The sequence below is a fragment of the Haloferax marinum genome (assembly GCF_009674625.1).
GTDB lineage: Archaea > Halobacteriota > Halobacteria > Halobacteriales > Haloferacaceae > Haloferax > Haloferax marinum.
Window position 1 is genome coordinate 189,309 of the sequence record NZ_WKJQ01000002.1, and the last position, 24,454, is coordinate 213,762.

The window sequence follows — 24,454 nt, forward strand, 5'->3', positions numbered from 1 at the left end:
TGTCACTCGACGTGAGCAGACGTGAACGACGCTGCCGAATCTCCCTTCTGTGAACTCTACGACTCTACTTCTTGTGAGAGACAACTCACGCACGTAGAACGGTCAGCACAAAAACAGGGAGACTGCAGAGAGAATCGAGTCGAGTTATGCGCGTTGACGGATGGACTTGTAGATGTGAGCGAGTTTCCCCATCCCCGGTTCGCTTCGTTCGAGACTATAGAAGGGGACCAGCGCTGGATTGAACTTCGATTTGTACCGGTTGATACGCCGGTTGTCTGCTCCGACGAGGTCGTACGTCGTTCTCCCCCGCTCGATGCCGTCTCGCATCAACTGCCAGTCGAGGAGGTCGTTGACCGCGATGTCGACGTCGATATCGGTCCGAACCCCACCTTGCCATCGTGATACGGTCCCTTTGTAGTCCGTCGCCAGGATTCCGCCGATGAAATCGCCGTCGATACGGAGGACGTACGGACGAATCTGTCCCTCCGGAAGGTTCGTATAGAGGTCTTTGACGAACTCGGCCGAGGTACGGAACGAAATCCCCTGATTTTCGTACCGGTCAGTCACCTGTTCGATGATGAGTTCTATCTCTCGAATACCGCCTTCTTCGATGGTGAACGAACCCTCTGGAGCGTTTCGAATGTTCGCTCGAGCGTCGCTACTGAAACTCATCAGAACGTCGTCTTCACCCTGTGTGAGGTCGACGTGATAGGTGTACGACGGAGAGATGGAGAAGTCGTTCCAGGTGAACGGTCGAAGATCGCCGTGGGAACCGTCTAGACGAATGTGTGAATACTGTGGTCGAATCTCGTTTTGAATCCACTCGAAACAGCGGTCGATGAACTCGTGTTGGCGACTCTCACGTTTGCGCTGTTTCATATGGTCCATGTTGAGAAGGACTGGACCGAGGTAGGCGACCCGAAGTTCGGGCGGTGGTGAGAAGACGGTCGGTATCGGTCCTTTCGTGATTTTGAACACTGGAAAGAGGCCGACCACTTCCTGTCCTTTGAATCCGATAAGTGGGTACAGCTCTGAATTGGAGTGCTTCGCTTGAATCTCCAGCGCCGCATACTGGTGAAACAAGTTTCCCTGTGGCGACTGCTCGACGTAGTCGTCCCAACTGTTGATGTCCTCATCGGTCGCGTACCTAATCTCGATGCTCATTGTCAGTAGGTTTAAAGTCCACACCCTGGCCGCTTTGTTATAATCTTCTTATCCGTCTGGACGTCTGTTTTCGCCCGGTTAGAACCACTCAGCGGACGCAATTCGAGAGTGTCGAACCTCTCGAAAAGCCTGCTTGGAGCCACAACGTCGAGAGATGTTCGACTCTTAGACCGAGGGTCCCTTCCAGTCGGTACTCGGAATCACTACATCGACTGGTTGGCCTCCATTATCTGTTCGTCAGGCTGTTCAGCGAGGAGTTGGTAACCAATAACAATACTCCAGGATACCGTTTGAACCACCAGTTATGGCCTCTAATTCCGGAACCAGAAGTCAGTGGGGTCTAATCGTGGGGTTCGCTGCGTTCTTCCTAGCGATTGGGTCGGCGTACGTGAACCCTGCAACCTCTTACGAACTTTCTTTGTATCTAGGTACGCCACTGGCCTTCTGGGCCTTGGTTGCCGTTGCTGTCGGCTGTGCTCTGGTCGTGTCTGTCCTCGGTGAGAGAGATTTTCGACCACTGTCACTTCTCCTCGGCGGGATGAGCGTCTTTTCTATCGTTGCACTCCCCGTCATTCGGGGGTACTACTTCATCGGAACCGGTGACTCACTCACGCACCTCGGGTGGGTCCGAGACGTCGTCGACGGCGAGACTGTCATCGACGAACTGTTGTACCCCGGAATACACTCCTTCGCGATTCTTCTCTCAGACGTCACTGGCTACTCTCCGGAACGGTCGTTGATGCTGGTGGTCCTATCGTTCGTTGCACTCGCGTTCGTACTCGTCCCGTTGATCGCGTTCGAACTCCTCCCCCGTGAGGACACGATCGTCATCGCGGCGTTTTCGGGGTTCCTCTTACTCCCGATCAACACCATCAGCACGCATCTGGCTCCGCACACGTTCAGTCAAGCGATGCTCTTCTCGTCCCTCGGAATTTACTTGTTCCTCCTCTACCTGACACGGGCCGACCCAGGCAAATCGAGACTTCGAGTCTCGTCGTTCGGGGCGTTGTTGGTCGTCGTCGGGGTGGCGACAGTGTTGTATCACCCGATGCAAGCGCTCAACTTGTTCGTCTTGTTGTTCGCGGCGTCGGTCCTTCAGGTGTTGGCGCGCTGGCGTGACTGGGACAGTGCGATTCGAGACCACAAGACGATGTACGTACAGACCGGTGTGCTCGGAATCGCTTTCCTCGCGTGGACGAGTCGGCGTGACGCGTTCTGGATTACGCTCGACGCAGTTGTCAGGGCGGCCGAAGGCTATCTCAGTGGGGCGCCCCCGACTGCAGCAGGGAGTACCGTGGCACAAGGGGCGTCCCTGCAGGCAATCGGAGCAGGACTCCCAGAGATATTTGCGAAGGTGTTCCTCGTGAGCTTCGTCTACGTCGGCCTCATGGGAATCCTCGTCTTGGCGGTAATCCTGCACCGCCTCGACGACCTCCCGGAGACTGATGCAAAAGTTCGGTATCTCACACTCGGTGCTGTGGGAACGTTGCCGTTCGTGGTCGTCTTCATCCTCGGCGATATCGGTGAGCTTCACTTCAGGCTCCTTGGCTATCTCATGCTGATAGCGACGGCGGTCGGCTCTGTGACCATCGTCTTAGGCTTACCACGACTCGCCTCTAGCGTCGGAACTCGTACGACACACGTCGCTGTCGCGTTGTTGTTGCTGTTGTTACTGCCTACTGCATTGGCTGCAGCATTCCCCTCTCCGTACATCTATCAGCCGAATCAGCACGTCACTCAGACGGAACTCGACGGCTACGGGCAGGCGTTCGAACTACACGACGAGGCGCTCGAAGTCGCAGCCGTTCGGCAAGGTCCGTGGCGATACAACGACGCCGTCTTCGGGACAGACGAGACACCTCGTGACGCCTACGACCGGTCGGTCCCAACTCGGGAGCTAGACACGCTCAATTCGACGTTCGCGGCCGAAGGCTATCTCGCGGTGACCGAACACGACCGCGAACGTGAGATACGAGCGTACAAGGAACTCCGATACAGCCAAGCAGAGTTCGATTCGCTCGACGCGCGCCCAGGAGTCAACCAAGTGGTTTCGAACGGTGGGTTCACGCTTTATTTCGTCGAAGAACGTGCCCTTAACTTCGAAGACGTAGACGAGACTGGCTGACGCCAGACAGTATGCGAATTATAACTATCCAGTAAACGAACGAATGTGGCCTCAGAGTTATGACTGAGCGTCCGAATATCGTCTGGATTACGCTTGAAAGTACGAGGGCAGACCACACTACGATGGGTGGCTACGGCCGCGAGACGACGCCGAACGTACAGAGAATCGCAGACAGCGACGCGGGTCGGTACTTCTCGGAATGCTACTCCCATGGAATCTGGACGCTCGCTTCTTCTGCCTCTATCCTCACGGCGACGTATCCTTCGTACCACGGAGCGGGGATGACCGGCGACGCCATTCCTGCTGCCCTCCCGACTGTGGCAGAACGGTTCAAAGAGGTTGGATACGACACAGCGTGCATCTCTCCGAACTCACACCTCAGCTCTGCGACTGGACTGGACAGAGGGTTCGACGAGTTCGTCTGGCTCAGTAAATCGACGCTTCGGAAGTCTGTTGGTCTCCAGACCGTTCTCTCGTACGTTCGTAATATCCAGACCCACGGTGGAGGGTTGACGCTCGACACCCGGAGACACAGCACTGATTATATGCTCAACAAGCTGGCGCTCCGATGGCTCAAAGACCGACAGACGGAGGAGGCTCCGCTGTTCCTGTACCTCCACTACGGTGGACCACACCACCCGTACCACCCACCAGACCGCTTCCTCGAGGAGTTTGCTAGCGACAGCAACCTCTCGTTGGACGAGATCAAAGAGATCGGATTAGACCACCACGATAACCTCTACGAACACATGGCCGAAAGTAGCCCGTTCACTGCCGAAGAGTGGGAGGCACTCGCAGCACTCTACGACGGTGAAATCGCGCACGTCGACGAATTCGTCGGTGAACTGTTCGACACGGTTCAGTCACTCGACATCGGCCACACCATCTTCGTCATCACTTCGGACCACGGAGAACTGTTCGGAGAGAGCGGACTCCTCGCTCACCAACTCGTCACGAACGAAGCAGTCTCTCACGTTCCACTCGTCACTCACGGGCTGGACGTCGCGCTCGCGTACGAAGGAGAACTAGTACAGCACGCAGACGTCATGACGACGCTGTTGGCGATGGTTGGCGCCCCGACCGACGGAACGCAGGGAATCGACCTTCGAACCGAACACCGTGACTTCGTCGTCGTCCAGCGCGGTGCGGACCGGTATCAGCAGAACGTGGACAAACTGACCGAGCTCAACCCGAACTTCGACACGTCGAGATTCTCGGAGTCTACGCTCACGGCACTGTTTACTTCGGAGTTCAAGTACCAACACAGCGACGACGGGGCCGAACTCTACTTGCTCCCGGACGAATCGTCCGACGTATCCGAACTGTATCCGGACGTCGCAGCCGACTTCGACACGTTACTCGTCAAATGGTGGGGGATGATTGGGGCACCTGTGGCAAAACAACCGCAGGTGGGGCGATTCACCGACGAGATGCGCGAACAGCTCGCTGACCTCGGTTATCTAATCGACTGACCGAATTATCTCGGCCAACGTGCGTATTTCAAACTAATTTGCGTCTAATTCTTCCAATTTGTAACACCCGACGTTCGGTTTTCTGGGTCAATCAGAGATAATTTCACTATCTCCAGATTAGACGGACATTCACGACAATTCACTAGTCGGAAACCCATATAGTCACTAACATTCATACTTCTGTGGGGGCCAGCCGGAGCACCTGATAACTAACTGGCGACCATCGCACATCCTAATTATAGCCTTCTGGTGAACATTCGTACACTAAATTCACTTAAGCGAATCATAAATTTGGAATATCTGCTTCAGATGTGGTCAAATCTGTTATTTGTCCAAGTTTCTTTGGACCGAGTATGCAGAAGGACCCCGACCAGAATAACCAACCTAACGACCAGCCTTCCAGCATTACAAACTTCGACCGCAGATCGTATCTGCGATTGGCCGGTGTTGCACTCGGCAGTGTGGGTGCAACCAGTGCCGTCGTCGAGAATGCCGCTGCTGCTCAGACCGTTCGTGGAATAACGTTCGATAGAGTACTGAACGCAGCCGACTTCTGTGACACCTCGGGTAACTCCGACTGTTCCGGCGCAATCGAGAGCCGTCTGAACAGTGGTACGCTCATCAAGTTCCCCAAGGGAACGTACAAGATTGCGAACTCCATCTACCCAGGTGGTCCATCCAACGTCGGGATGATCGCCGAAGACGGTGCGACGCTCAAGATTCCGGCAAACACGGAACCGACGGTGTTCCTCAACAAGGGCGGCCGCAACGTCCTCTTCGAGGGATTCACCATCGACCAGACTGCCAGTGGCGCATTCGCGAACATGAAGTTCCTGTGTGAGAGAAACGCACAGATTCGCGACATCGAGATCGTCGGACGCGCACCTGCGGCAGACCACCGCCTCGACCAGCACATCCTCTGTGACGTCCACGACCCCAATGGTACCTCCGTCATCGAGCGGTTCGTGGCGAAAGACGGTGGTGTCCTCGGCGAGTACCGCAACAGTGCGGGTGGCATTCAGGCGACTCCCGCCCACCACGGGACGCTGAAGATAATCGACTGTCACATCGAGGAGATGTCGAACAGTGCAATCTACGCCACGCGTAACGACGGTAACATCCAGATCGAAGGCGGTGTCTACCGTAACAACGACGTCTCGCAGGTCCGCTTCATGGGGCCGAACTCGTACGTCGACGGTGCGCTCATCGAGATCGACATGAGCAAGGCCAACAACCCCGGAACCCCGCGGAAGATGCGTGGTGTCTGGATAGAGACGAAGCAGTCCAAGTTCGACGGAACGAAGAACGGTGGCTACGTGCGCAACAGCACCCTCATCGTTCGTGACTCGCCTAACACCATCGAGGCGATCGACCTCGACGAGACCGGTGGTTGGCTCGAAGTCGAAAACTGTGACTTCATCATCGACCGCGACGGTTCGCGCGCCATCACAGGGTACAAACCGACGGACAAGGCGTCGAACTACCCGAAGGCCCCCAAGCCGTGGGACCTCAAGGTCACGAACTGTACCGTCAAGGGCACTGCGGCAAACCGCGAGAGCGTCAAGGTCGTCGGCCGTCCAAGTTCGTCCGTCGAGAACGTCTGTATCCAGCAGACTGCGTCGGGCCGTGACGGTGTGACCGTCGTCGACGCGCCTGACTGTTTCGTCGGTAACTCGACCATCAACGTCGCTGGCCAGCCCGTCAACGAAGTGGACGTGAACGTTCAGACCACCGATATCCAAACGTCCGGTAGCTGTTCGCTCACCGTCGACTCGGGTACGGACTCGACGACGGATTCGTCCACCGACTCGGGTACGGATTCGACGACTGATTCGACGGACGACTCGACGACGGATTCGACGACTGATTCGTCCACCGACTCGACGGACGACTCGACGACGGATTCGACGTCTGACTCCAACACGCACGAACTCGTCATCGACGGTGATGGCAGTTCGCAGCTGACGAACTACGAGTTCACTGTCAGTGGCTCTGTCGAGCAGACTGACGACCCCGGCGAGGACAACGTCGTCGGCAGCACCGTCTCGGGCGCTGTCGCCGCCGGCCTCGACAGCTTCGACTACACGGGTGAAATCACCGCGTTCACCATCGACGGCCCTGCGAAGATTTACGTCGACGGCTCGCAGGTCGACCCGGCCTCGCTCGGCGGTTCGACGGATTCGACCGACGACTCGACGACGGACTCCAGCACGGACTCGTCTACCGACTCGACCGACGACTCGACGACGGACTCCAGCACGGATTCGTCTACCGACTCGACCACGACGCACGAACTCGTCATCGACGGTGAGGGCCGTTCTGACCTGACGAACTACGAGTTCACTGTCAGTGGCTCTGTCGAGCAGACCGACGACCCCGGCGAGGACAACGTCAGTGGAAGCTCGGTCACCGGTGCAGTCGGTGGTGGCCTCGACAGCTTCGACTACACGGGTGAGATTACCTCGTTCAGCATCGACGGACCTGCGAAGGTTACCGTCGACGGGCAGGAAGTCGACCCGGCCACGCTCGACGGCTCGACGGACTCGTCCAGCGACTCCGACCAGACGGTCGAAACGGTCAGCAAGCTCACCATCGACGGGATGGGCACCGACGACCTGGCTCACTACCGCTTCAGTGTCAGTGGCTCTGTCAAGCAGGTCGACGACCCTGGCGAAGACACCGTCGTCAAGAACAAGGTCAGAGGCGCGACCCGCCGCGGCATCGACGAGTTCGAGTTCACCGGTCAGATTACCTCGTTCGCGCTCAAGGGTCCGGCCCGTGTCTACCTCGACGACACGAAGGTCGACCCCGACACGCTCGGGTAACGCGACCCCACTGAACTAACCAACCCCCCGCTCCTTCTGCCGTACGTCCTCCCTCCACCACTTTTTTTCGACACCACACGATAGAAACCGACCGACAGCGGAGTCTCTGTGGCCTGTCTGGTGGGTATGTCACCCATAACAAAGCCCTGAGGACTCCCTCATTTTCACGAATACGTCGGCAGACTGAGACGGCCACGGCAGTCCCCAATCGTGAGACTGAACGGCCGCCGGTCCGTGCCGCACCCGCCGCGCGACTCGAGTCCGATTCGACGGCAGGGAGTTCAATTCATGGTGACGAGTTCGATAATCCGAGGGCTGAAGGCGATGTTTGCAGCACAGAGCATCTCGCTTCTCTCGAAGGGACTGCTGATCATCCTTCTCACCCGGTACTTCCTCACCGCCGAAGAGTACGGCTTGCTCTTCTTCGCGATCTCGATACTTTCGGTCGCACTCCTCTTTGCGAACCTCGGACTCGCGAAGTCCGCCGCGAGATATCTGGCCGAATACCGGCGGACCGAACCGGCGCAAGTGCCGCACATCCTCTGGTCGACACTGAAGTACAACCTCGTGATGATTCTCGTGGTCTCTGCTGCAGTCGTCTCGTTTAGCGAACCCGTCTCTCAGCTGCTCGACGAACCTCGTGTGGCACCACTCCTCGTCGGCGGTGTCGGTTACATCGCGTTCAGTTCGCTGAAGACGTTCGTTTCGCTCTCGTTTCAGGGACTGAACAGCGTCGACTGGAGCGCGAAGACCGATATCGTCGCCAACGTCAGCCTCATCGTCTTCATCGTTGGTTTCCTCCTGTTGGGTCTCGGCCCACTCGGGGCGATTCTTGGATACACGGTCGGCTTTGCCCTCGCTGTCGCCGTGGGCTTCGTCATTCTGTACGTCAAATTCTACCGACCGCTCGACGAGGGAGTCCCGCAGGAAAGCGGTCTCTCTAAACGAATCCTCCGGTACAGCATCCCACTGGCAGTGACACGTGGTGCGGTGATGCTCGACAGTCGTGTGGACGCGATTCTGGTCGGATACTTCCTGAACCCACTCGCTGTCGGCTACTACATGTTGGGAAAGCAGATAACGGACTTCGTCATCGCCCCTGCGACTACGATTGGGTTTTCGATTTCACCGACGTACGGCGAACAGAAGGTGACGAACAAACTCGAGCGCGCGGCGAATCTCTACGAGACGACGTTCGAGTACGTTGTCACGCTGTACGTTCCCGCCGCCGTGGGAATGGCCATCCTCGCTGAACCAACTGTTCGACTCATCTTTGGAGCGGAGTATCTCGGTGCGGTTCCAGTCGTGCAGGTGTTCAGCCTGTACGTCCTCCTGCGCGCGATCGACAAGATAACCAACGACAGCCTGGACTTCATCGGTCGGGCCGGTGCACGTGCCTACGCGAAGTCGGCAACCGCAGTCGCGAACTTTGCGCTCAACATCGCACTCATCCCGACGCTAGGAGTCGTCGGTGCTGCCCTCGCGACGGTCATCACGTACGTCTTCCTCGTCGGGTTCGAAGTGTATCTCATCTACACCGAGTTCTCACTCTCGCTCACTCGCCTCGCGCGCACGACAGCAATCGTCTGTCTCGTCACCCTCGGTGTTGCCCTGCCTGTTCTCGCGTTCGAACCGTTCATCTCCGGTCTCGTGACGCTTGGTGCGGCGATCGTCCTGGGAATCGTGATGTGGTCTGTTCTCGTCTCTGTGAGTGGACTGCTCAGTTTCAGGCGTGTGGTCGGGATGCTTCGGTAACTCAGTGCCACACGTTCAGCGGCAACTCAGTGCCATACGTTCAGTGGTAACTCGTTGTCGACACGTTCTGTGATTATGGACCCTATGGACCGTGAACTCCGGGCGTACGACACGCTCGACGGCGGTGCGCTCGTTCGACTTCAGTATACGTACTCGCGTAGACAGGTTGCCCAGTCGAAGCTATTGCGTCACTGAGTACTGAGCTGGCAGAAACAGGTGATTCCGAGGGCACCGTTACACGAACGGTCTGTAGAAAAGAGAAGTAGATTTCCCGTCAGGCTTGTCGCGCTGCCTCGCGAACCGCTTCGAGGAGGACCATCGTCCACATCGACTCTTCGACGGGAACGGGCATCGGGCGTCCCGTGGCGATTGCCTTGGCTTCGAGGTCGATTTGGTAGTAGTGGGGGTTGGTCTGTTTGGCGGTCTCCCACCCGTCGTCGTACTTCGTCTTGAGGACGGTGCTGGCGTTTCCGACGACACCACCGATGAGGTCAGCGGACCGCTCGACGTTGTATCGGACTTTCGAGAGCGACGTGCTCGTTGGGTCGTGAGATACCTTCATCACTGTCTGTGAGACGAGGTCGGCCATCAACGACCGCTTTTCTCCGTGGACAACGACGAGTCGCTGGGAGATTGCCCCCGATATCATCTTCACACTAACCATGCACCCGCCGTTCGTCCGGTATTGGACGGCGGCGTTGTCGTACGTGAAATCCATCTCGTATTCGTTTGCGAGGCTCGTAACCGCAGAGATGGCCTCTTCGTCTTCTGGGTAGCCACCTGTGGCCAACGCGAGATACAGTGGGTGGGGCAAGCCTTCTTCGAACTCACCGCCTTCGAGTTCGAAGGCCCACGCTCCCCGACGTTCGGTATCCGGCGGCGTCAGTCCCGTGAAGATGACTTCGACGCTGCGGACTCTGCCGAGGTCACCGCGTTTCATCTGCTGGGTGACTGCGCGCATCGCCGGGTCGAACACGTGTTGGTGGACTTCGGAGAAACGAACTCCACGTTCGTCGGCGTACTCCTGTAGTTCGCGGAACTCCTCGAGGGTCGTGGTGATCGGCTTTTCTATCTGTACTGGAATTCCCTTGTCGATCACTTTCTTCGCCAGCGCCACGTGGGTCTGGACCGACGTACAGATGTGGACCCAGTCGAGGTCCTCTGATTCGAGCATCTCGTCGATGTCTGTGTACGCCGTGATGCCGTACTTGGTCGCGACGTCGCTCGCTCTGCCTTCGTCGATATCACAGATTGCGACGAGGTTGGTTTGGGGGTTTCGTTCGAGCGCAGAGAGATGAGTACCGGAGACAACACCTGCACCGACGACTGCTGCGTTGAGTGTCATACGTGAGGCGATATGATTGAGAAGTGTATTGTTATACGCTCAATGACCGCTGGAGTGTAGTTGCTAACGACGGTTCGAAGTCGAGCGAGGGGCCAAACATCGAGTGTCTGTACGTTCTGCTGCGTTCACTCGTTCGACATGTCACTGTGCGACGAATCGGAGCCACTCCAGTTGGCCGTTGTTTGTCCCGGTGATTGCGAGTGTGTTCTCTTTGTTCGCCAGTCGAACGAGGTCAGCGGTCGCGACGCAGTTATCCATACCCAGTACGCCCCCACCGTCGACACGATACTCGCTTTCGTCGATGACGACGGTACTTCCAGTACGAATCGGGCCACTCGACCTCGACGATGGTTGTACCTGCGGGTTGGATTCGAACTGCAGTAGACACGCATTCGTCTCTGCTTGCCCGTTCACCCCGACGACGAACGGGTAGCGTGTCGTCGTGACAGAGCCACCGTCTATGAGTGTGGAAACCGAGTTCACCATGAAGATTCCATCACGGTCGGGGCCAGATTGGTCGATAGTGCAGTTTCTCACGACCGAGTTCGGTGCGTCGTACAGCATCACGCCTGCGAGTCCACCCGCTTTGCCGGTGATTCGAACGTTCTCTAAGTTGACCCAGTGTGGTCCAGTCGCCGGTTCGAACCGTCCCTGTGGTTCGAGTGGACTTCTGTACACTGCGGGCACCCCGTCGGCGTCTATTTCGATTGTCGTATTTTGTACCGTGACGGTACGCCCTGTTGGAAAAAGGTTGATTCCGCCTTTGGACCGGGGCGTCTCTTTGATTCGAATCGTGCAGTCACGTACCAGTGCACCGTTCTGTTTGTCGGCAGGCCCTTGCTCGATTGCGATACCGCGTGTGTTGAACTGAGAGTCGAGTTGAGTCAACGGACCGGTGTACTCGCCCATGTCGACCTCGACAGTCGCTCCGCTGACGAAACTCCCGTTGCCGGAGATTCGGATACTGGCGACGTTGTTATTGCGGAACAGTCCACCGACGACTTCGACGTTTCCCGAGGTGCGACTGGCGTAGATTCCGTTGTTACCGAACTCTTCGAGGTGGCAATTTTCGATACGAACGGTCCCGAAGTTCCACGGGCCGATAGAGATGCCAGCTCGCCCGTCACCGTTCTTGTAGTGACCGATTGCAGACCCTTGCAGCGCACGAAAGTCCCGGATGAGACCGCGACCGGACTCGGTAGTGAGCCCGAGAATCATCGAGTGAACGACCCTGTTGTCGGGGTGATTCCCCCTTCCAAGGTACTCCACGTCGGCTATCTCGAACGAATCACGGCAGATGACTCGCACACCGGCGGTGGTGTCGTTCGCGGTGATGTCGATGTCGATTCCACGGAGGAAGAACTGGCCTACTTCGCCGACGTCGATGAGGAAGTTGTTGTAGCCGTTCGGTGGGACGAGTTTCACGGCCCCGTCTCCAACGAGACCGATCGCTTCGAATCCGGATATGTCGAGTCGGTCTTCTACCCGATAGGTCCCACTCGGAAATACGAGTGCGACTCCGTCTTCGAGTCCTCCCTGAAGTTTCGAAGCGCAGGGGTCGTTCCCAGTTGGGTCACACCCCAAATCGTCGACGACGTTTACCTGCACTAGCTCGGTGGGTTCTGGCATTGGTGTCGGTGTCGGTGCTGGTGGTGGAGTGGGAGTTGGTGTGGGCGTCGGTGGTTCGGGTTCTTGGCGCGTCGTACAGCCAGCTAATGCCGCAGCGGCGACTCCAACCAACCCGAGATATGCCCGTCTGTCTATCACTGTAAAACTAGTCTTCAGTTGGCGTCATAGGAATATAATTATGGGGCTTAGTCCAGCGATTCACGCCATCTCTCTCGTGATTCTCGGTGTTCTGAGACCACCGTTAGCGTCGTCGGACTCCGTTAGTTCCGAATTTACAATGTGATTTTGTAACCCACCATCATACCTGATGTACTCTCTGTCACAGGTTCGAAAGGGACTGAAAATTGGTCGTTCGAATCCTGCTATCTTTGGCCGCGAATTGAATCGTCTCTACTACAGCCGTCTCGACCGGCGAAGTTACAACCCCGACGGTATCGACGTTCTCTCAGAAGACTGGGACAACCTGCTCATCTTGGACGCTTGCCGGTACGACCTGTTCGAACAGAACAACACGCTCTCTGGGCAGCTAGAAAGACGCATCTCTCGCGGTTCTCATACGGTCGAGTTTCTCCAGGGCAATTTCGCGAACCGCGACATGCAAGATACGGTGTACATCACGGCCAGCCCACAGTTCTACGCTCAGCGCGAGCAACTCGACGCGATGTTCTTCGACGTCGTCAACGTCTGGATAGAAGACGGGTGGGACGAGTCGGTGGGGACGGTCCTCCCGGAGACGATGACCAGACGCGCAATCGAAGCCAGCGAGCAGTATCCAGACAAGCGCCTCATCGTCCACTATCTCCAACCACACTATCCGTTCATCAACGCCCCCGAACTGAACCCACGGAACCCGTACGAGGACGTCCATTCGAAAGCAGACATCTGGGGTGAGTTGATGGAGAAAAAGCGAACTGTCGCTCCCGAAACTGTGTGGGAGGCGTACAGTGACAATCTGCGTATCGCACTCCCAGCGGTCGAGGAACTGATGCAGACGCTTCTCGGACGGACCGTCGTCACGTCTGACCACGGGAACATGATTGGCGAACGTTCTGCTCCGATTCCGATACGAGAGTGGGGTCACCCACCGGGTATCTACACTCGGGAACTCGTCACAGTACCCTGGTTGGTCTACGACAACGGTGACAGAAAGGAGATCGTCGCCGGTGAGTCGGTGGCGATGGAAGACGACGTGTCTTCGGACGTTGTCAGCGAACGTCTCGAACACCTTGGGTACGTCGAGTAGCCACAACACGTCGGCCCCGCCGACCGCCGAATACCTACTCCTCCATCCCTCTCCTCCCGTAGACCCTCTGACTGATTATCCATCCCATCTCGTGGACTCTCTGACCCTTTCCTCCCACGGCGCTTCACAGTCTGTCTACCCATTCCTACCGACACCCTCCTCGACTAATACGAACCTCCGCATCGGGTCGTCGATGTCGACACTCGTCTCGATGTCCCTCGAAAATACGACTGTGAGCCGATTCTGTCTCGGTTATACACAAACTAACGCCAAGCGATTTCAGTCGACGAACTTCGCTGAGGAGAGACGAAATCGAATTCGGTACCGTGCTACTCGATGTATCCGAGGTTCGCTAAGCGTTCTTCCACGTTGCTGTCTGTCGTCATGGTGACTTCGGCTGGGTCTAGTGCGGGATAGGCGGCGGTTCCGACTGACTCGACGATTGGGAGGACCGTTCCGTCCATTCGCTCGTCTGCTTCGAGGCCGAACGTCGCGAGGACCGTCGGTGCGATATCGAAGAGGTGCGCGTCTTCGAGATGAGCCTCAGTGTCGATGTCTTCCCCGACCGCGGCGACGATGCCGTGAAGTTTGTGGTTCCATGGCTCGGTTGGTTCTCCGAATACGGTTTCAGTGAGTACCGCGGAGAGGAACTGGTCGAAGTCTCGTGGAATCGTCACGACATCGACCGCGTCGCTCTCTTTGGGACCGTCGAAGTACGTCTCCCGTGGTGACACCTCGTCGAAAACAGGGTTTCCGTCGGGGTCGGTGGCACTACTGAGCAGTTTGATGAGTTCCTGACGAACCGACTCGTACTCAGACTCGGAGACGACGCCGTGTGGTTCTCGCCCTTCGAGATTGATTCTGATACCGAGTTCGGTGCGCGAGCGCATGTAGGCGAGGGAGTTCTCGAAGTCGACCTGTTGGGTCCCTGCACTGATTATCTCCGAACTGATTCGACTCGTGACGAACTCGTCGAGTCCGAGCCTGCGAAGAAGTGCACCGAGACGTTGGCTCGTGAGGCCAGTCCGAGCGACCAGTTGCATCAGTTTGACGCCGACTGTCGGTTCGACCGACTCCGACTCGATTCCGGCTCTGAGCTTCGAATCTCGGACCGAGGCCCACGTCGGCATCCCCTTCCCACCGTTTACACTCTTGACGAACCCATGCCGACGGAGATATTCGTTGACTCGGAAATCGTATCCCGTGTATTCACCGATTCCGTGGTCGCTCACGACCAGGACGTTCTTGGGCTGGTACGCGTCGAGAATCGCCTCGAGCTGTTTGTCGACTTCGACGTAGATGTCTCTGACCGAGTCGAGGTCGCCGGGGCGTTCGTGGAAGACGGTGTCTGTCTGTTGGAACTGGATAAACCCGAAGTCTGGTTCGAAGCGGTCGACGAGATAGCGGAACGCTTCGCCACGCATTCGAATCAACTCACAGTAGGTCTCACTCGCTGCCGAATCGTCTGGCGACGGGTCGCGTGGGTAGACTCTGTACTCTCCGATTGCCTCACGGACGTCGTCCAAGATTCCCTCCGGGTGGCACTTTGGATTCTCTGGTGCCGTGTATCCCGGAATGAGGGCACCATCGAATGCTCGGCAGGGGTGTGTTACCGGTGTGTTGACGACGACACTCGAGTATCCGTGATAGTCGAGGAGTTCCCACAACGTTCGTTCACGGATGTGGCTTCCGTTGATGACGGTCCAATCGTAGCCATCGAACGTTAGGAAGTCGAACACACCGTGCTTACCGGGGTTCATCCCCGTGTAGAGTGATGGCCACGCACTGGCAGTCCACGGCGGAATCTGTGATTCGAGAGGCGCGGCGACACCAGCTGAAAAAATCTTGTGGAGCGTTGGGAGCTCTCCGTCGTCGAAGAGAGGTTCTAAAACCGGGAAGCATGCCGCATCGAGGCCGACGAGTAGTGTATTCATCTCCCCTATCCGACTGTTGTTCATACTCCAAACGTCGTGAGTAGAGCGTTTTGTTATACGCGGGCTTAGCGGGTCGCCGAAGCAGATTAACAGTGTCACGCAGCACCGACTCCGATACCGTTACACTTCGAACGACTGTCTGCTTCGACACAGCAGTACTGTGTCCTGTCGTCCAGCCGTATGATATCAATAACAGTCACCCAGTGGCCAACTCATCTGCATAGGACACTCGTAACAAAGCCCTCGAAGTTTGTCTTTCCACGCAGTAGTATGTCGCAGAATGGCCCACTTCTTTCCACTCTTGCTCAAGCGTCGAACGGTGAGCGTCGTCCGCCTCTCGAGTTCGACGGCCAACACGTTTCCGAGATTCTCGCTGAGACGCTCGAATACGCACGTGAACGCGACTACATCGGATGGGATTACGGCGACGGAATGAGCAGTCGCCTGTTGAAAACACTCCCGTTCGAAAACAAATGGGTGAACCTCGTCGTACAGGAGTTGGTCAAGCGCCCACCGATAAACGTCCGACCGCTGTTCCTCGTCGAGAAACGTCGAAACTACAAGGGAACTGCACTGTTCACGATAGCGAATCTGAACTACCACCACTACGCGGAAGCGAACGGCGAACCGACTACTGTCGATTACCTCGAGGAAGCCAGACAACTCGCTGATTGGCTAGTCGAGAACCGGAGCATCGGCTATCACGGGTTCTGTGGCGGTCACAAACACGAGATACAGCACCTCGAACAGAAAGGTGTCCCGAACGACCCCGACGTCGTTTCGACGTCGTTCGCGGTGAAAGCACTTCTCGAAGCGTCTCCATACGACCCAATCTACGCACCAATTGCACGAACCGCGTCCGACTTCGTCGTCGAGGACCTCGACTACCGAGAAGTGGAGGGTGGAGCGAAAGTCAACTACCACATGAACCACCCGGATACGTACTACACGCTCAATTCGGGTGCGCTCGGCGCTCGGCTCTTCGTCGACCTCTACGACCACTTCGGTGACGATATCGATTTAGAGCGGGCGACTGCAATTCTCGACTTCATCGCCAGTCACCAGGCGGACATCGGTGGATGGACCTACCGGGTTCCGAAGTCGAGTTCACATCTGTCGATGGATAACCACCACAACGGGTTCATACTCGACGCGTTCCTTCGATACAGAGCAGTCTCCGGCTCTGACCGGTTCGACGACACGATAGAGCGCGGATTGACGTTCTTCCGTTCGACGCTGTTCGAACCCGACGGTGCGCCCAACTGGGACGAGTCGAAATCGTATCCTCGTGACATTCACGCAGCAGCGACGGCAATCGCAGTGTTCAGTGCTGCCGGTGACCTCGAGATGGCCGGACGAATCCTTCGCTGGACGCTCGAAAACCTCTACGCAGGAAACGGTCGGTTCTACTACCGAAAGCACAAGTTCTTCACCGTCCGCACGACGTTGATGCGGTGGGCACAAGCGTGGATGGCCTACGCGATGTCTGAGTATCTTCTCGCAGTTGCGCGCGAAAGTGACATCGACCACGACCTAGAGAATTGGATGGTCGACCCCAACTCGTCTCGATAACACGGTAAAACCGGACTTCACGTCTCGTCTCCTGTAACACCCGTTTCGTGCGTCACGTCCGTCTGCCGTCCAGGGGGATGACCCGCTGGCCAATTTTGAAACGGAGGGTGGTGATCTTCAGGCAGCGCCACCGATGTCTGCACCCTGGTCCATCTCCAGCGCTTTGGAGACTCTCCGTGCGCTGTAGGCGAAAATGACCATCATGCTTCCACTCACGAGGAGGTTGGCACCAAACAGGACACCGACTGCCCACGCTGCACTCGCCGGGAACCCTGCCCAAAGCATGATGGCCAGGAGGACACCGATCGACCCACTGACGACGGCGAAGAACCAGTTTGGCTCACCGCGAAGGCTCAGCCCCATCACGATTTCGACCACACCACTGACGAGCAGGTACGCGATGACGAGAATCGTCAGCGTCGCGAGCCCGGCCACTGGGTTGACGAAGAGGATGACACCTGCACCGATGCTGATGCCGCCGAGGAGGATTTGCCAGATTGCGCCGCCCCAACTTCTCGCTGAGAAGACCCCTATGAAGTTGAGTATCCCCGACGCAATGAGGAAGAGACCGACGAGGAGGGATATCGATAACCCGGTGACGAACGGAGCGAGGATCGCCAAGAGTCCGATGATTCCGATGATGACGCCTGCGATTGCTAACCACCGCCAGTTAGCTTGTAGGGAATCCGACATCGAATCTGCTTCGATAGGCATTCCGGTGTCTGTTGATGGTGAACTCATTACAACTTACAGAATGGTTGTATGAGAGATTAAACAATTTGCACTATCTCCCGAATAATCATGGTATCGAAACTGTACGGTTCTAGTGTAATTTCTGGCCCAGATGAACGGCTATCGGCCGCGTATCACCCACGTGTTTCAGGCACAGAATCGGTCGTATTCGTGACGCTCTCGACCGAAGGGAGCAGTCGTCGTGGGCGATAACAGCCATCGAGCAATCTATCCGCCTGGAACAACATGGGTTGTAATTACTGACTGTTCCGTGCCTCGAGATAGTTCTCTCCTGGCGATTTTCACAAAATGCGTAAAAATGTTGATATTCAATCAGGTTGATCTATCTCTCGTAATGAGTAGTTTGGTAGTACTAGCGTTCGAAACAATGACCGGCGCGAAAGACGCTCGCGATAAGTTGTACGACCTACAGAAACAGGAGTTGCTCACACTCGACGACGCTGCAGTTGTCGTTCGCAAAGAAGACGGGAAAGTGAAAGTCGACCAAGCCGTGAGTCTCGTCGGGACTGGTGCTCTCGGTGGCGCGTTCTGGGGGATGCTTATCGGACTTCTCTTCCTCGCACCGTGGCTTGGAATGGCGATCGGTGCTGTGACAGGTGCCCTCTCTGGGAAGTTTGCCGACTTCGGCATCGACGACGACTTCATCAAAGAGGTTGGTGACACCATCGAACCCGGTCACTCTGCGTTGTTCTTACTCGTCCGCGACGTGCAGACAGAGCGTGTAATCGACGAACTCGAATCGTTCGCACCCAACGTTATTCGGACGAACCTCTCGCCACAACAGGAAGACGCCCTTCGCGAAGCGTTCGGTGCTGAAGGTACTCCTGCCTGAACGTAGTACAGCGCGTTTTCACATCCCAATTATATTTGTGTCAACTGTACTCACTGGGTGGAACGGCCAATGACTCGACGAGTGGTGGACTTACGACTCTCTCGTGAACAGGCAGGGCTCTGGTCGCTCACGCTCGTCCTCTTCGCGCTCGTCGTGTACGTCACGTGGCGGTACGTCGGAACGTTCGTACTCGGGTTGTTCCTCTACTACGTGACACGCCCGGTTCACGCCCGTATCAGTCAGCGCGTTCATTCACGGACGTTGTCGGTGATGTTGGCATTGGTGAGTGTCGCACTGCCCGTGTTGTTCCTCGTCGTATGGACGATTTCCGTCGCGATTCGGGGGCTTCGTGACCTCCTCGGAACCGACCCCACGGCCCAACCGATTCCCGGACTCGACGCGATTCCACAAGCTCCAGACGTCATCGTCTTCGCTGAAACGACGGTACGCGGACTCCTTACCGACCCCGCAGGATTGCTGGCCGACGGTTTCGGAGACCGTATCGTCGTTGCCGTCGAGGCTCTCTCCGGGTCGCTTGCGGTGGTGGTCAATGTCGGCATTCACCTGTTTATCGGACTCATCGTGGTGTTCTTCTTGCTCCGCGACGACTACCGAATCGCTGCCTGGGGCCGTTCGACCTTTATCGGAGACGGAAGCGTCATCGAGTCGTTCCTCGAGGCTGTCGACCGTGACCTCAATCAGGTCTACTTCGGGAACATTCTCAACGCCGTGCTCACTGGCGCTCTGGGTGCGGTGACCTACACCCTCCTCAACCTCGTTGCACCGGAAACTGTTCGAATCCCCGAACCTGCACTGTTCGGTCTCTTGACCGGTGTCGGGAGTCTGATTCCGGTCATCGGCATCAAAATCGTCTGGGTCCCGCTCGCGTTGGTACTCCTCGCCGACGCCCTCATCACCGACCCGTCGGCACTCTGGTTCGTCGTCTTGTTCGCAATCGTCTCTGTCGTCATCGTCGATACGGTTCCTGACCAACTCCTTCGGCCGTACGTCTCGGGACGGTCACTCCACGTCGGTGCAGTCATGCTCGCGTATACGATTGGCCCACTTCTCTTCGGGTGGTACGGTGTCTTCCTCGGGCCACTCCTCCTCGTGGTAGTCGTCGAGTGCGCCAGACACGTTGTTCCCGGTCTCGTCGGTGGGGTGCCGCCGACCGAAGGGCCGCCCCCCGACGACAGTGACCCAACTGCCGCAGGGGAAGACCATGCAGTAAAAACCGAAGGCGAGACTGTGGACACGACACGACAGCGGCCGCCCGAAGACGACCACGATGGGTCTGTCGCGTCCGATTGAGACACGTTGTCGGCTCAAATTCGTTGACCCGGTCTTTCGATACCGTCGTGATTCACAGGTCTTGTCAACGAAATCGCCATACGACCAACTGATGAATAGGTATATGTGGGAGTCCATGCCACAGGTCTACTATGTCAAGACAAGCACCCCCAAACTCCCCACGTGCCGAGACGCGTATTCAGTGTGACCGGACAGAGGGATACAACGTCAAAGCGGGTGCTCATTACTACGAATACTGTCCCTTCTGTGGTCACCGGACCGACGAAGACCAGGACCACGAAATCCATATCGAGATTCGGAACTGAGCGTCCGGCGGTAGGCAACTGAACGTACTGCTCGACGAGATGGTTCGACCCAGAATGTACACGAAGTTGACAGTCAGGATTACACGTGTATCACTGTAATTGGTAAGTGACGAACTAGCGAACGTTGTCTCGAATTCGGGCCGAGACGCCTGTCTGGACCGACTTCGTAACGCGTTCGGACGTGAACCCAGCGATTGCCAGAATATCGTTTAGTGTCACCTTGCTCCCACGTTTAATATCTCAGGGAGTGTATGTATTGCATGCGTCTAGTTCAGGTATTGATACCAGAAGGTACACGAGAGAGCGTTCTCACCGCTCTCGACGAACAAGGTATCGATTACGCCGTCTTCGACGAGGTTGGTCGCGGTGATTTCGAGGCGATGGTCCAGTTCCCCGTGCCTCCCAGTGGGGTCGAGTCAATGATGGATGTACTGACCGAGGCCGGTGTCCAAGAGGATTCGTACACCATAGTCCTCCCGACAGAAACTGTCGTCTCTCAACGACTCTCCGCCCTGGTCGAACGGTTCCCTGGTCTTCGAATCGCCCGTGAAGAACTGTACGCTCGCGCACAAGACTTGGCTCCCGCGAACTCGACGTTCTTTGCATTTCTGGTTTTAAGCACGATTATCGCCACTACGGGTCTCTTGCTCGATTCTGCGGCGACGATTATCGGTGCGATGGTCGTCGCACCGCTGATGGGTCCAGCTATCTCCGCGAGTGTTGGGACGATTCTCGACGACCCGAAGATGACCCGACGTGGGGTAATCCTGCAGGTGACTGGCCTCCTCGCTGCCATCGCGACGGCCGCAATCATGGGTGTACTCCTCCAGCAAACGATTCTCATCCCACCGCAACTCGACATCACGTCCATTCCACAAGTCGCAGAACGAACGAGTCCGAACTTTTTGTCGCTCTTCCTCGCCCTCGGTTCGGGGTTCGCAGGGAGTATCAGCATCATGCGGGGTTCAGGGTCGACACTCGTCGGTGTCGCCATCGCAGTGGCACTCGTTCCTCCAGCAGCAACGTCTGGACTCGGACTCGCGTTTGGATTGCCCGGTGTCGCGATTGCAGCTGCAGTGCTCGTCGTCGTCAACCTGCTCGCAATCAACCTCTCGGCACTCGTCCTCTTCTACCTGGCCGGGTTCAAACCACTCGAAGCGGGGACATACGAGGGCGTCAAATCGTCGTTGTTCTCGCGTATCGCCATCATCGCAGTCGGTATCGCCGTCCTTTCCATCGTCCTTGGTCTGGTTACCCTCACCACCTTCCAGACGGAGTCGTTCGAGAAGCAAGTGCAATCTGATTTCCAACAGGGGTTCGACGAAGCCAACCTACCAGGTGTCGAACTCGTCAGTGTAACCGTCGATTACGAACCAATCGATATCGTTCTTGGGAACGAGCCTGAGGTCAACGTTCTCATCGCAGTCCCTCGTGATCAAGAGATTCCACCCGACCTTGCCCAGCGATGGGACGACGAAATCACTGCCACGTTCGACCGTGACGTCTACGTTCGGGTCGGATTTGTCGAAGCACAGCTATCGGAGCGAGAAGAACCCAACCCACCCCTTGGATGGCCATCGGTTTCACCTCAGGTGGTTTCCGGGCGTTACGTACTTCCCGTCTAACCTGGTGACTCGGTACGTCTCCTTTTTGCTCACTGAAGTTGTACAATTGACACGAGGAACCGAATGTTACAGTATCCCCGTCGTCTGGTCCAGATTGCACTCCGGTTTCTTCCGTTCCTCCTGGCGAGTCTTCGTGACCGACATCGGTTCATTCTGTTCGGACGCGCTCGAGTCGTTTCAACCGAAGTGCATCAACGGCGCGCCCAGCGGCTACGAGATACCCTGGTTGACCTCGGACCGACGTTCATCAAAATCGGGCAGGTGCTCTCGACACGGCCTGATATCGTCCCTGCAGTGTACGCCAAGGAGTTGATAACACTCCAGGACACCGTCCCACCTGGTCCGTTCGTGGAAATCGAGCGGATTGTCGAAGCAGACGTGGGAATGGACGTGTTCGACTCGTTCGAGTCCGAGGCGCTCGCCGGTGGGTCGCTCGCACAGGTGCACGAAGCACGGTACCGAGGCAACCGAGTTGCGGTGAAAGTCCGCCGACCGAACGTCGTCGATGTTATCGAAATCGACCTCAGAGTCGTTCGTCGACTTCTCCCAATCGTCATCGCTATCGCTCCAAAACGACACCACTTCTCGCTTCGGAACCTCGCGGACGACTTCGAGCGCGTCATCATGCAGGAACTCGACTTCGTCCGCGAGGGTCGAATGATGACGGAGACGCGGGACAACTTCTCAGACGAAGACGATGTGATAATTCCCAAACAGTACCCAGAGGCCTGCTCCGAACGCGTGCTCACGATGGAGTTCGTCGACAGTACAAAGATAAACGATATGGACGCACTGGTGGCGAGTGGCTTCGACCCCGTCGAAATCGCCCACGATATCGCTAACGCGTATTACAAGATGGGCATCGTCGATGGAGTTTTCCACGGCGACCCGCACCCTGGGAATATCGGTGTCGACGATAGGGGACGAATCGTCTTCTACGACTTCGGGATGTCGGGGCGATTCACTCCCGAGATGCAGGACGCGATCGTTCGTCTGTACCTCGCCGCAGCGGCACGCGATACTGAAGATATCATCGACGTTCTCATCGACCTCGGCGTACTCGACAGCGACGTCAATCGCACGTCGATGAACAAAGTCCTGGAGTTAGCGATTCAGGACTTAGAGGGCTCTGGACTCTCCGATTGGCGTGCGCTCATCACCGAGGTGAACGAAATTCTACACTCGTTCCCGTTCCGAATTCCACCGGACCTCATGCTCGTCATCCGAGTAGGGACCGTCAGCGAAGGTGTCCTCCGACAGTTAGACCCGAACTTCGACTTCCTCACTGCCGCACAGGAGTTCCTCGTCGAACACGGCTACCGTCGGCGAGGTGCGGAAGCGTGGTTCAAGGGTATGAGTGACGATGCGACAGCCTCGGTTCGCTCGACAGTTCGTGTTCCTGAGAAACTCGAACGGGTCCTCGACATGGTTCTCGATGGACAGCTTCAGATCGAGGGCATGCAGTTAGAACGACCCCTCACAGCAATCGGTCGAGTACTCGCATACGCTCTGATAACGGCATCGTGGGTCATCGGGTCTGCGATATTGACCAACATTCGCCCGACGTTCGGTGCGATTGGCTGGGGCATCGCGGCAGTCATGACGCTCTTGTTCTTGGTCGCGCTCCACAACGCCAGGTCGAACGAGTAGACGGGCAGGTCCGCAGACGGCCCACTCGTGAAACAGTCTGGCATCGTGAGGGCGATACGGTCGAAGACATTGGACAGAACAGCGGTTGCGTGGTCTCCCGTCGGGATAGAATAGGGGTTGCTTGGTCCCACCGTCGGCATAGAACAGCGGTTGCTGGTTACCCGTCAGGGTTCGTCTGTGAAGTTATCTAACAGTCGGTCTCCGAAGACGACGACGAGCAGTGCACCGACGAGATTGAACAGTAAGTCGAACACTGTATCCTCACGTCCATATTGGACGAGAATCGGTTCGATACCGAGTCGTTTTGCGGCGAAGTGGATGCCGTATTCGATGAGCTCCCAGAGAATGCCGAAGCAGACAACTATGCCGAGCACTCGTGACCGAGGGTTGTGACCACGGCGATGTGAGACGACGTGGACGATTCCACCGAGGACAGACGCCGAGTGCGTGTGCGTGACGTGGTCCCACCACCAGACGTCGTCGTACGGGCCGAGCATCCCCACTGAATGCGTCAGCATCGCGGTTTCGATGTAGACACGCTGCCACGGGTGAAATTCGACGCCGAGTACTCGTTCGAGCGTCGCTGGAATGTAGGTCCCGGCGAGTGAGAAGATGGCGTTGACGACGGCGCCTGGATTCCGTCGACGAATTCCGACGAGAAAGACGAGCACAATAGCACCTCTAACTCCGTGCTCTACATTTTTCACGCCAGGATGTTGGGTTGAGTCAGTCACACGTATTCTTCCGCCTAGTTTTCGAAGTACTATGATAAAGATATTGACAGACTGAACGCTGCTGAAGTCTCGTTCACCCGGCGACTCTGACACGGTCTGACCCAACACAAATTTGGGTAGCGAAATTAGAGTTGTATTAATGCGTACGACGACTCGACGTCAGTGTTTGGGGTGCGACCG

The 24,454-nt window shown here is 56.8% G+C and carries 17 protein-coding genes; 11 read left to right on the forward strand and 6 right to left on the reverse strand.

What is annotated here, in order from left to right; translation table 11 throughout:
• Window positions 1-144: 144 nt before the first annotated feature.
• The gene (locus GJR99_RS16445; protein WP_151114142.1) at window positions 145-1,164 is read right to left on the reverse strand and encodes a lipid II:glycine glycyltransferase FemX; all 1,020 of its coding nucleotides are present in this window, start codon (window positions 1,162-1,164) and stop codon (window positions 145-147) included.
• A 538-nt stretch (window positions 1,165-1,702) separates the two neighbouring features.
• On the opposite strand from GJR99_RS16445, the gene GJR99_RS16450 reads away from it, so the two are divergent.
• The 4 genes from GJR99_RS16450 (at window position 1,703) to GJR99_RS16465 (ending at window position 9,341) form a co-directional block, all read left to right on the forward strand.
• Complete coding sequence (locus GJR99_RS16450) at window positions 1,703-3,289, forward strand: hypothetical protein (protein ID WP_151114143.1); 1,587 nt, start codon at window positions 1,703-1,705, stop codon at window positions 3,287-3,289.
• A 59-nt stretch (window positions 3,290-3,348) separates the two neighbouring features.
• The gene (locus GJR99_RS16455; RefSeq protein WP_151114144.1) at window positions 3,349-4,761 is read left to right on the forward strand and encodes a sulfatase; all 1,413 of its coding nucleotides are present in this window, start codon (window positions 3,349-3,351) and stop codon (window positions 4,759-4,761) included.
• A gap of 461 nt (window positions 4,762-5,222) precedes the next feature.
• Window positions 5,223-7,586, forward strand: coding sequence for a hypothetical protein (locus tag GJR99_RS16460; RefSeq protein ID WP_151114145.1), 2,364 nt, complete (start codon window positions 5,223-5,225; stop codon window positions 7,584-7,586).
• Between the two features lie 288 nt (window positions 7,587-7,874).
• On the forward strand, window positions 7,875-9,341 hold the full coding sequence (locus tag GJR99_RS16465) for a flippase (RefSeq protein WP_151114146.1): 1,467 nt from the start codon (window positions 7,875-7,877) through the stop codon (window positions 9,339-9,341).
• 274 nt (window positions 9,342-9,615) lie between these two features.
• Here the strand turns inward: GJR99_RS16465 and GJR99_RS16470 are convergent, their stop codons facing one another.
• A complete protein-coding gene (locus tag GJR99_RS16470; protein ID WP_151114147.1) occupies window positions 9,616-10,686 on the reverse strand; it encodes a Gfo/Idh/MocA family protein in 1,071 nt (356 codons plus the stop codon).
• Between the two features lie 141 nt (window positions 10,687-10,827).
• Entirely contained in the window at window positions 10,828-12,315 is a 1,488-nt protein-coding gene (locus GJR99_RS16475; RefSeq protein ID WP_151114148.1) for a right-handed parallel beta-helix repeat-containing protein, read from the reverse strand.
• A 307-nt stretch (window positions 12,316-12,622) separates the two neighbouring features.
• On the opposite strand from GJR99_RS16475, the gene GJR99_RS16480 reads away from it, so the two are divergent.
• Window positions 12,623-13,558: an alkaline phosphatase family protein gene (locus GJR99_RS16480; RefSeq protein WP_151114150.1), complete on the forward strand. Its 936-nt coding sequence runs from the start codon at window positions 12,623-12,625 to the stop codon at window positions 13,556-13,558.
• Window positions 13,559-13,887: 329 nt separating this feature from the next.
• Here the strand turns inward: GJR99_RS16480 and GJR99_RS16485 are convergent, their stop codons facing one another.
• Entirely contained in the window at window positions 13,888-15,492 is a 1,605-nt protein-coding gene (locus GJR99_RS16485) for an alkaline phosphatase family protein (RefSeq protein ID WP_225317674.1), read from the reverse strand.
• Window positions 15,493-15,762: 270 nt separating this feature from the next.
• Between GJR99_RS16485 and GJR99_RS16490 the strand changes: the two genes are divergently transcribed.
• Entirely contained in the window at window positions 15,763-17,064 is a 1,302-nt protein-coding gene (locus GJR99_RS16490) for a prenyltransferase/squalene oxidase repeat-containing protein (protein WP_151114152.1), read from the forward strand.
• Between the two features lie 117 nt (window positions 17,065-17,181).
• On the opposite strand, the gene GJR99_RS16495 is transcribed toward GJR99_RS16490, so the two are convergent.
• Window positions 17,182-17,805 carry an HdeD family acid-resistance protein gene (locus tag GJR99_RS16495; RefSeq protein WP_225317675.1) on the reverse strand — a complete coding sequence of 208 codons (624 nt, stop codon included), beginning with the start codon at window positions 17,803-17,805 and terminating at the stop codon, window positions 17,182-17,184.
• Between the two features lie 379 nt (window positions 17,806-18,184).
• On the opposite strand from GJR99_RS16495, the gene GJR99_RS16500 reads away from it, so the two are divergent.
• The 5 genes from GJR99_RS16500 to GJR99_RS16520 all read left to right on the forward strand — a co-directional run bounded on the left by GJR99_RS16500 (window position 18,185) and on the right by GJR99_RS16520 (window position 23,540).
• On the forward strand, window positions 18,185-18,649 hold the full coding sequence (locus GJR99_RS16500) for a DUF1269 domain-containing protein (protein WP_191967167.1): 465 nt from the start codon (window positions 18,185-18,187) through the stop codon (window positions 18,647-18,649).
• 69 nt (window positions 18,650-18,718) lie between these two features.
• Window positions 18,719-19,960 (forward strand): AI-2E family transporter, encoded by a 1,242-nt coding sequence (locus tag GJR99_RS16505; protein ID WP_151114154.1) that lies wholly within the window; start codon window positions 18,719-18,721, stop codon window positions 19,958-19,960.
• Window positions 19,961-20,091: 131 nt separating this feature from the next.
• A complete protein-coding gene (locus tag GJR99_RS16510; RefSeq protein WP_154326127.1) occupies window positions 20,092-20,265 on the forward strand; it encodes a hypothetical protein in 174 nt (57 codons plus the stop codon).
• Between the two features lie 260 nt (window positions 20,266-20,525).
• Window positions 20,526-21,890: a TIGR00341 family protein gene (locus tag GJR99_RS16515; protein ID WP_151114155.1), complete on the forward strand. Its 1,365-nt coding sequence runs from the start codon at window positions 20,526-20,528 to the stop codon at window positions 21,888-21,890.
• A 63-nt stretch (window positions 21,891-21,953) separates the two neighbouring features.
• Window positions 21,954-23,540: an ABC1 kinase family protein gene (locus GJR99_RS16520; RefSeq protein WP_151114156.1), complete on the forward strand. Its 1,587-nt coding sequence runs from the start codon at window positions 21,954-21,956 to the stop codon at window positions 23,538-23,540.
• Between the two features lie 164 nt (window positions 23,541-23,704).
• Here the strand turns inward: GJR99_RS16520 and GJR99_RS16525 are convergent, their stop codons facing one another.
• Window positions 23,705-24,274, reverse strand: coding sequence for a hypothetical protein (locus tag GJR99_RS16525; RefSeq protein WP_151114157.1), 570 nt, complete (start codon window positions 24,272-24,274; stop codon window positions 23,705-23,707).
• Window positions 24,275-24,454: the final 180 nt, after the last annotated feature.

Excerpts from the sequence above, each read along its gene's own strand:
- GJR99_RS16480 (WP_151114150.1), top strand. The coding sequence starts at position 12,623 with ATGTACTCTCTGTCACAGGTTCGAAAGGGACTGAAAATTGGTCGTTCG.
- GJR99_RS16490 (WP_151114152.1), top strand. The coding sequence starts at position 15,763 with ATGTCGCAGAATGGCCCACTTCTTTCCACTCTTGCTCAAGCGTCGAAC.
- GJR99_RS16510 (WP_154326127.1), top strand. The coding sequence starts at position 20,092 with ATGTCAAGACAAGCACCCCCAAACTCCCCACGTGCCGAGACGCGTATT.
- GJR99_RS16515 (WP_151114155.1), top strand. The coding sequence starts at position 20,526 with ATGCGTCTAGTTCAGGTATTGATACCAGAAGGTACACGAGAGAGCGTT.
- GJR99_RS16475 (WP_151114148.1), bottom strand. The coding sequence starts at position 12,315 with ATGCCAGAACCCACCGAGCTAGTGCAGGTAAACGTCGTCGACGATTTG.
- GJR99_RS16485 (WP_225317674.1), bottom strand. The coding sequence starts at position 15,492 with ATGAATACACTACTCGTCGGCCTCGATGCGGCATGCTTCCCGGTTTTA.
- GJR99_RS16520 (WP_151114156.1), top strand. The coding sequence starts at position 21,954 with ATGTTACAGTATCCCCGTCGTCTGGTCCAGATTGCACTCCGGTTTCTT.
- GJR99_RS16470 (WP_151114147.1), bottom strand. The coding sequence starts at position 10,686 with ATGACACTCAACGCAGCAGTCGTCGGTGCAGGTGTTGTCTCCGGTACT.
- GJR99_RS16500 (WP_191967167.1), top strand. The coding sequence starts at position 18,185 with ATGACCGGCGCGAAAGACGCTCGCGATAAGTTGTACGACCTACAGAAA.
- GJR99_RS16450 (WP_151114143.1), top strand. The coding sequence starts at position 1,703 with ATGAGCGTCTTTTCTATCGTTGCACTCCCCGTCATTCGGGGGTACTAC.
- GJR99_RS16445 (WP_151114142.1), bottom strand. The coding sequence starts at position 1,164 with ATGAGCATCGAGATTAGGTACGCGACCGATGAGGACATCAACAGTTGG.
- GJR99_RS16505 (WP_151114154.1), top strand. The coding sequence starts at position 18,719 with ATGACTCGACGAGTGGTGGACTTACGACTCTCTCGTGAACAGGCAGGG.
- GJR99_RS16465 (WP_151114146.1), top strand. The coding sequence starts at position 7,875 with ATGGTGACGAGTTCGATAATCCGAGGGCTGAAGGCGATGTTTGCAGCA.
- GJR99_RS16495 (WP_225317675.1), bottom strand. The coding sequence starts at position 17,805 with ATGAGTTCACCATCAACAGACACCGGAATGCCTATCGAAGCAGATTCG.
- GJR99_RS16455 (WP_151114144.1), top strand. The coding sequence starts at position 3,349 with ATGACTGAGCGTCCGAATATCGTCTGGATTACGCTTGAAAGTACGAGG.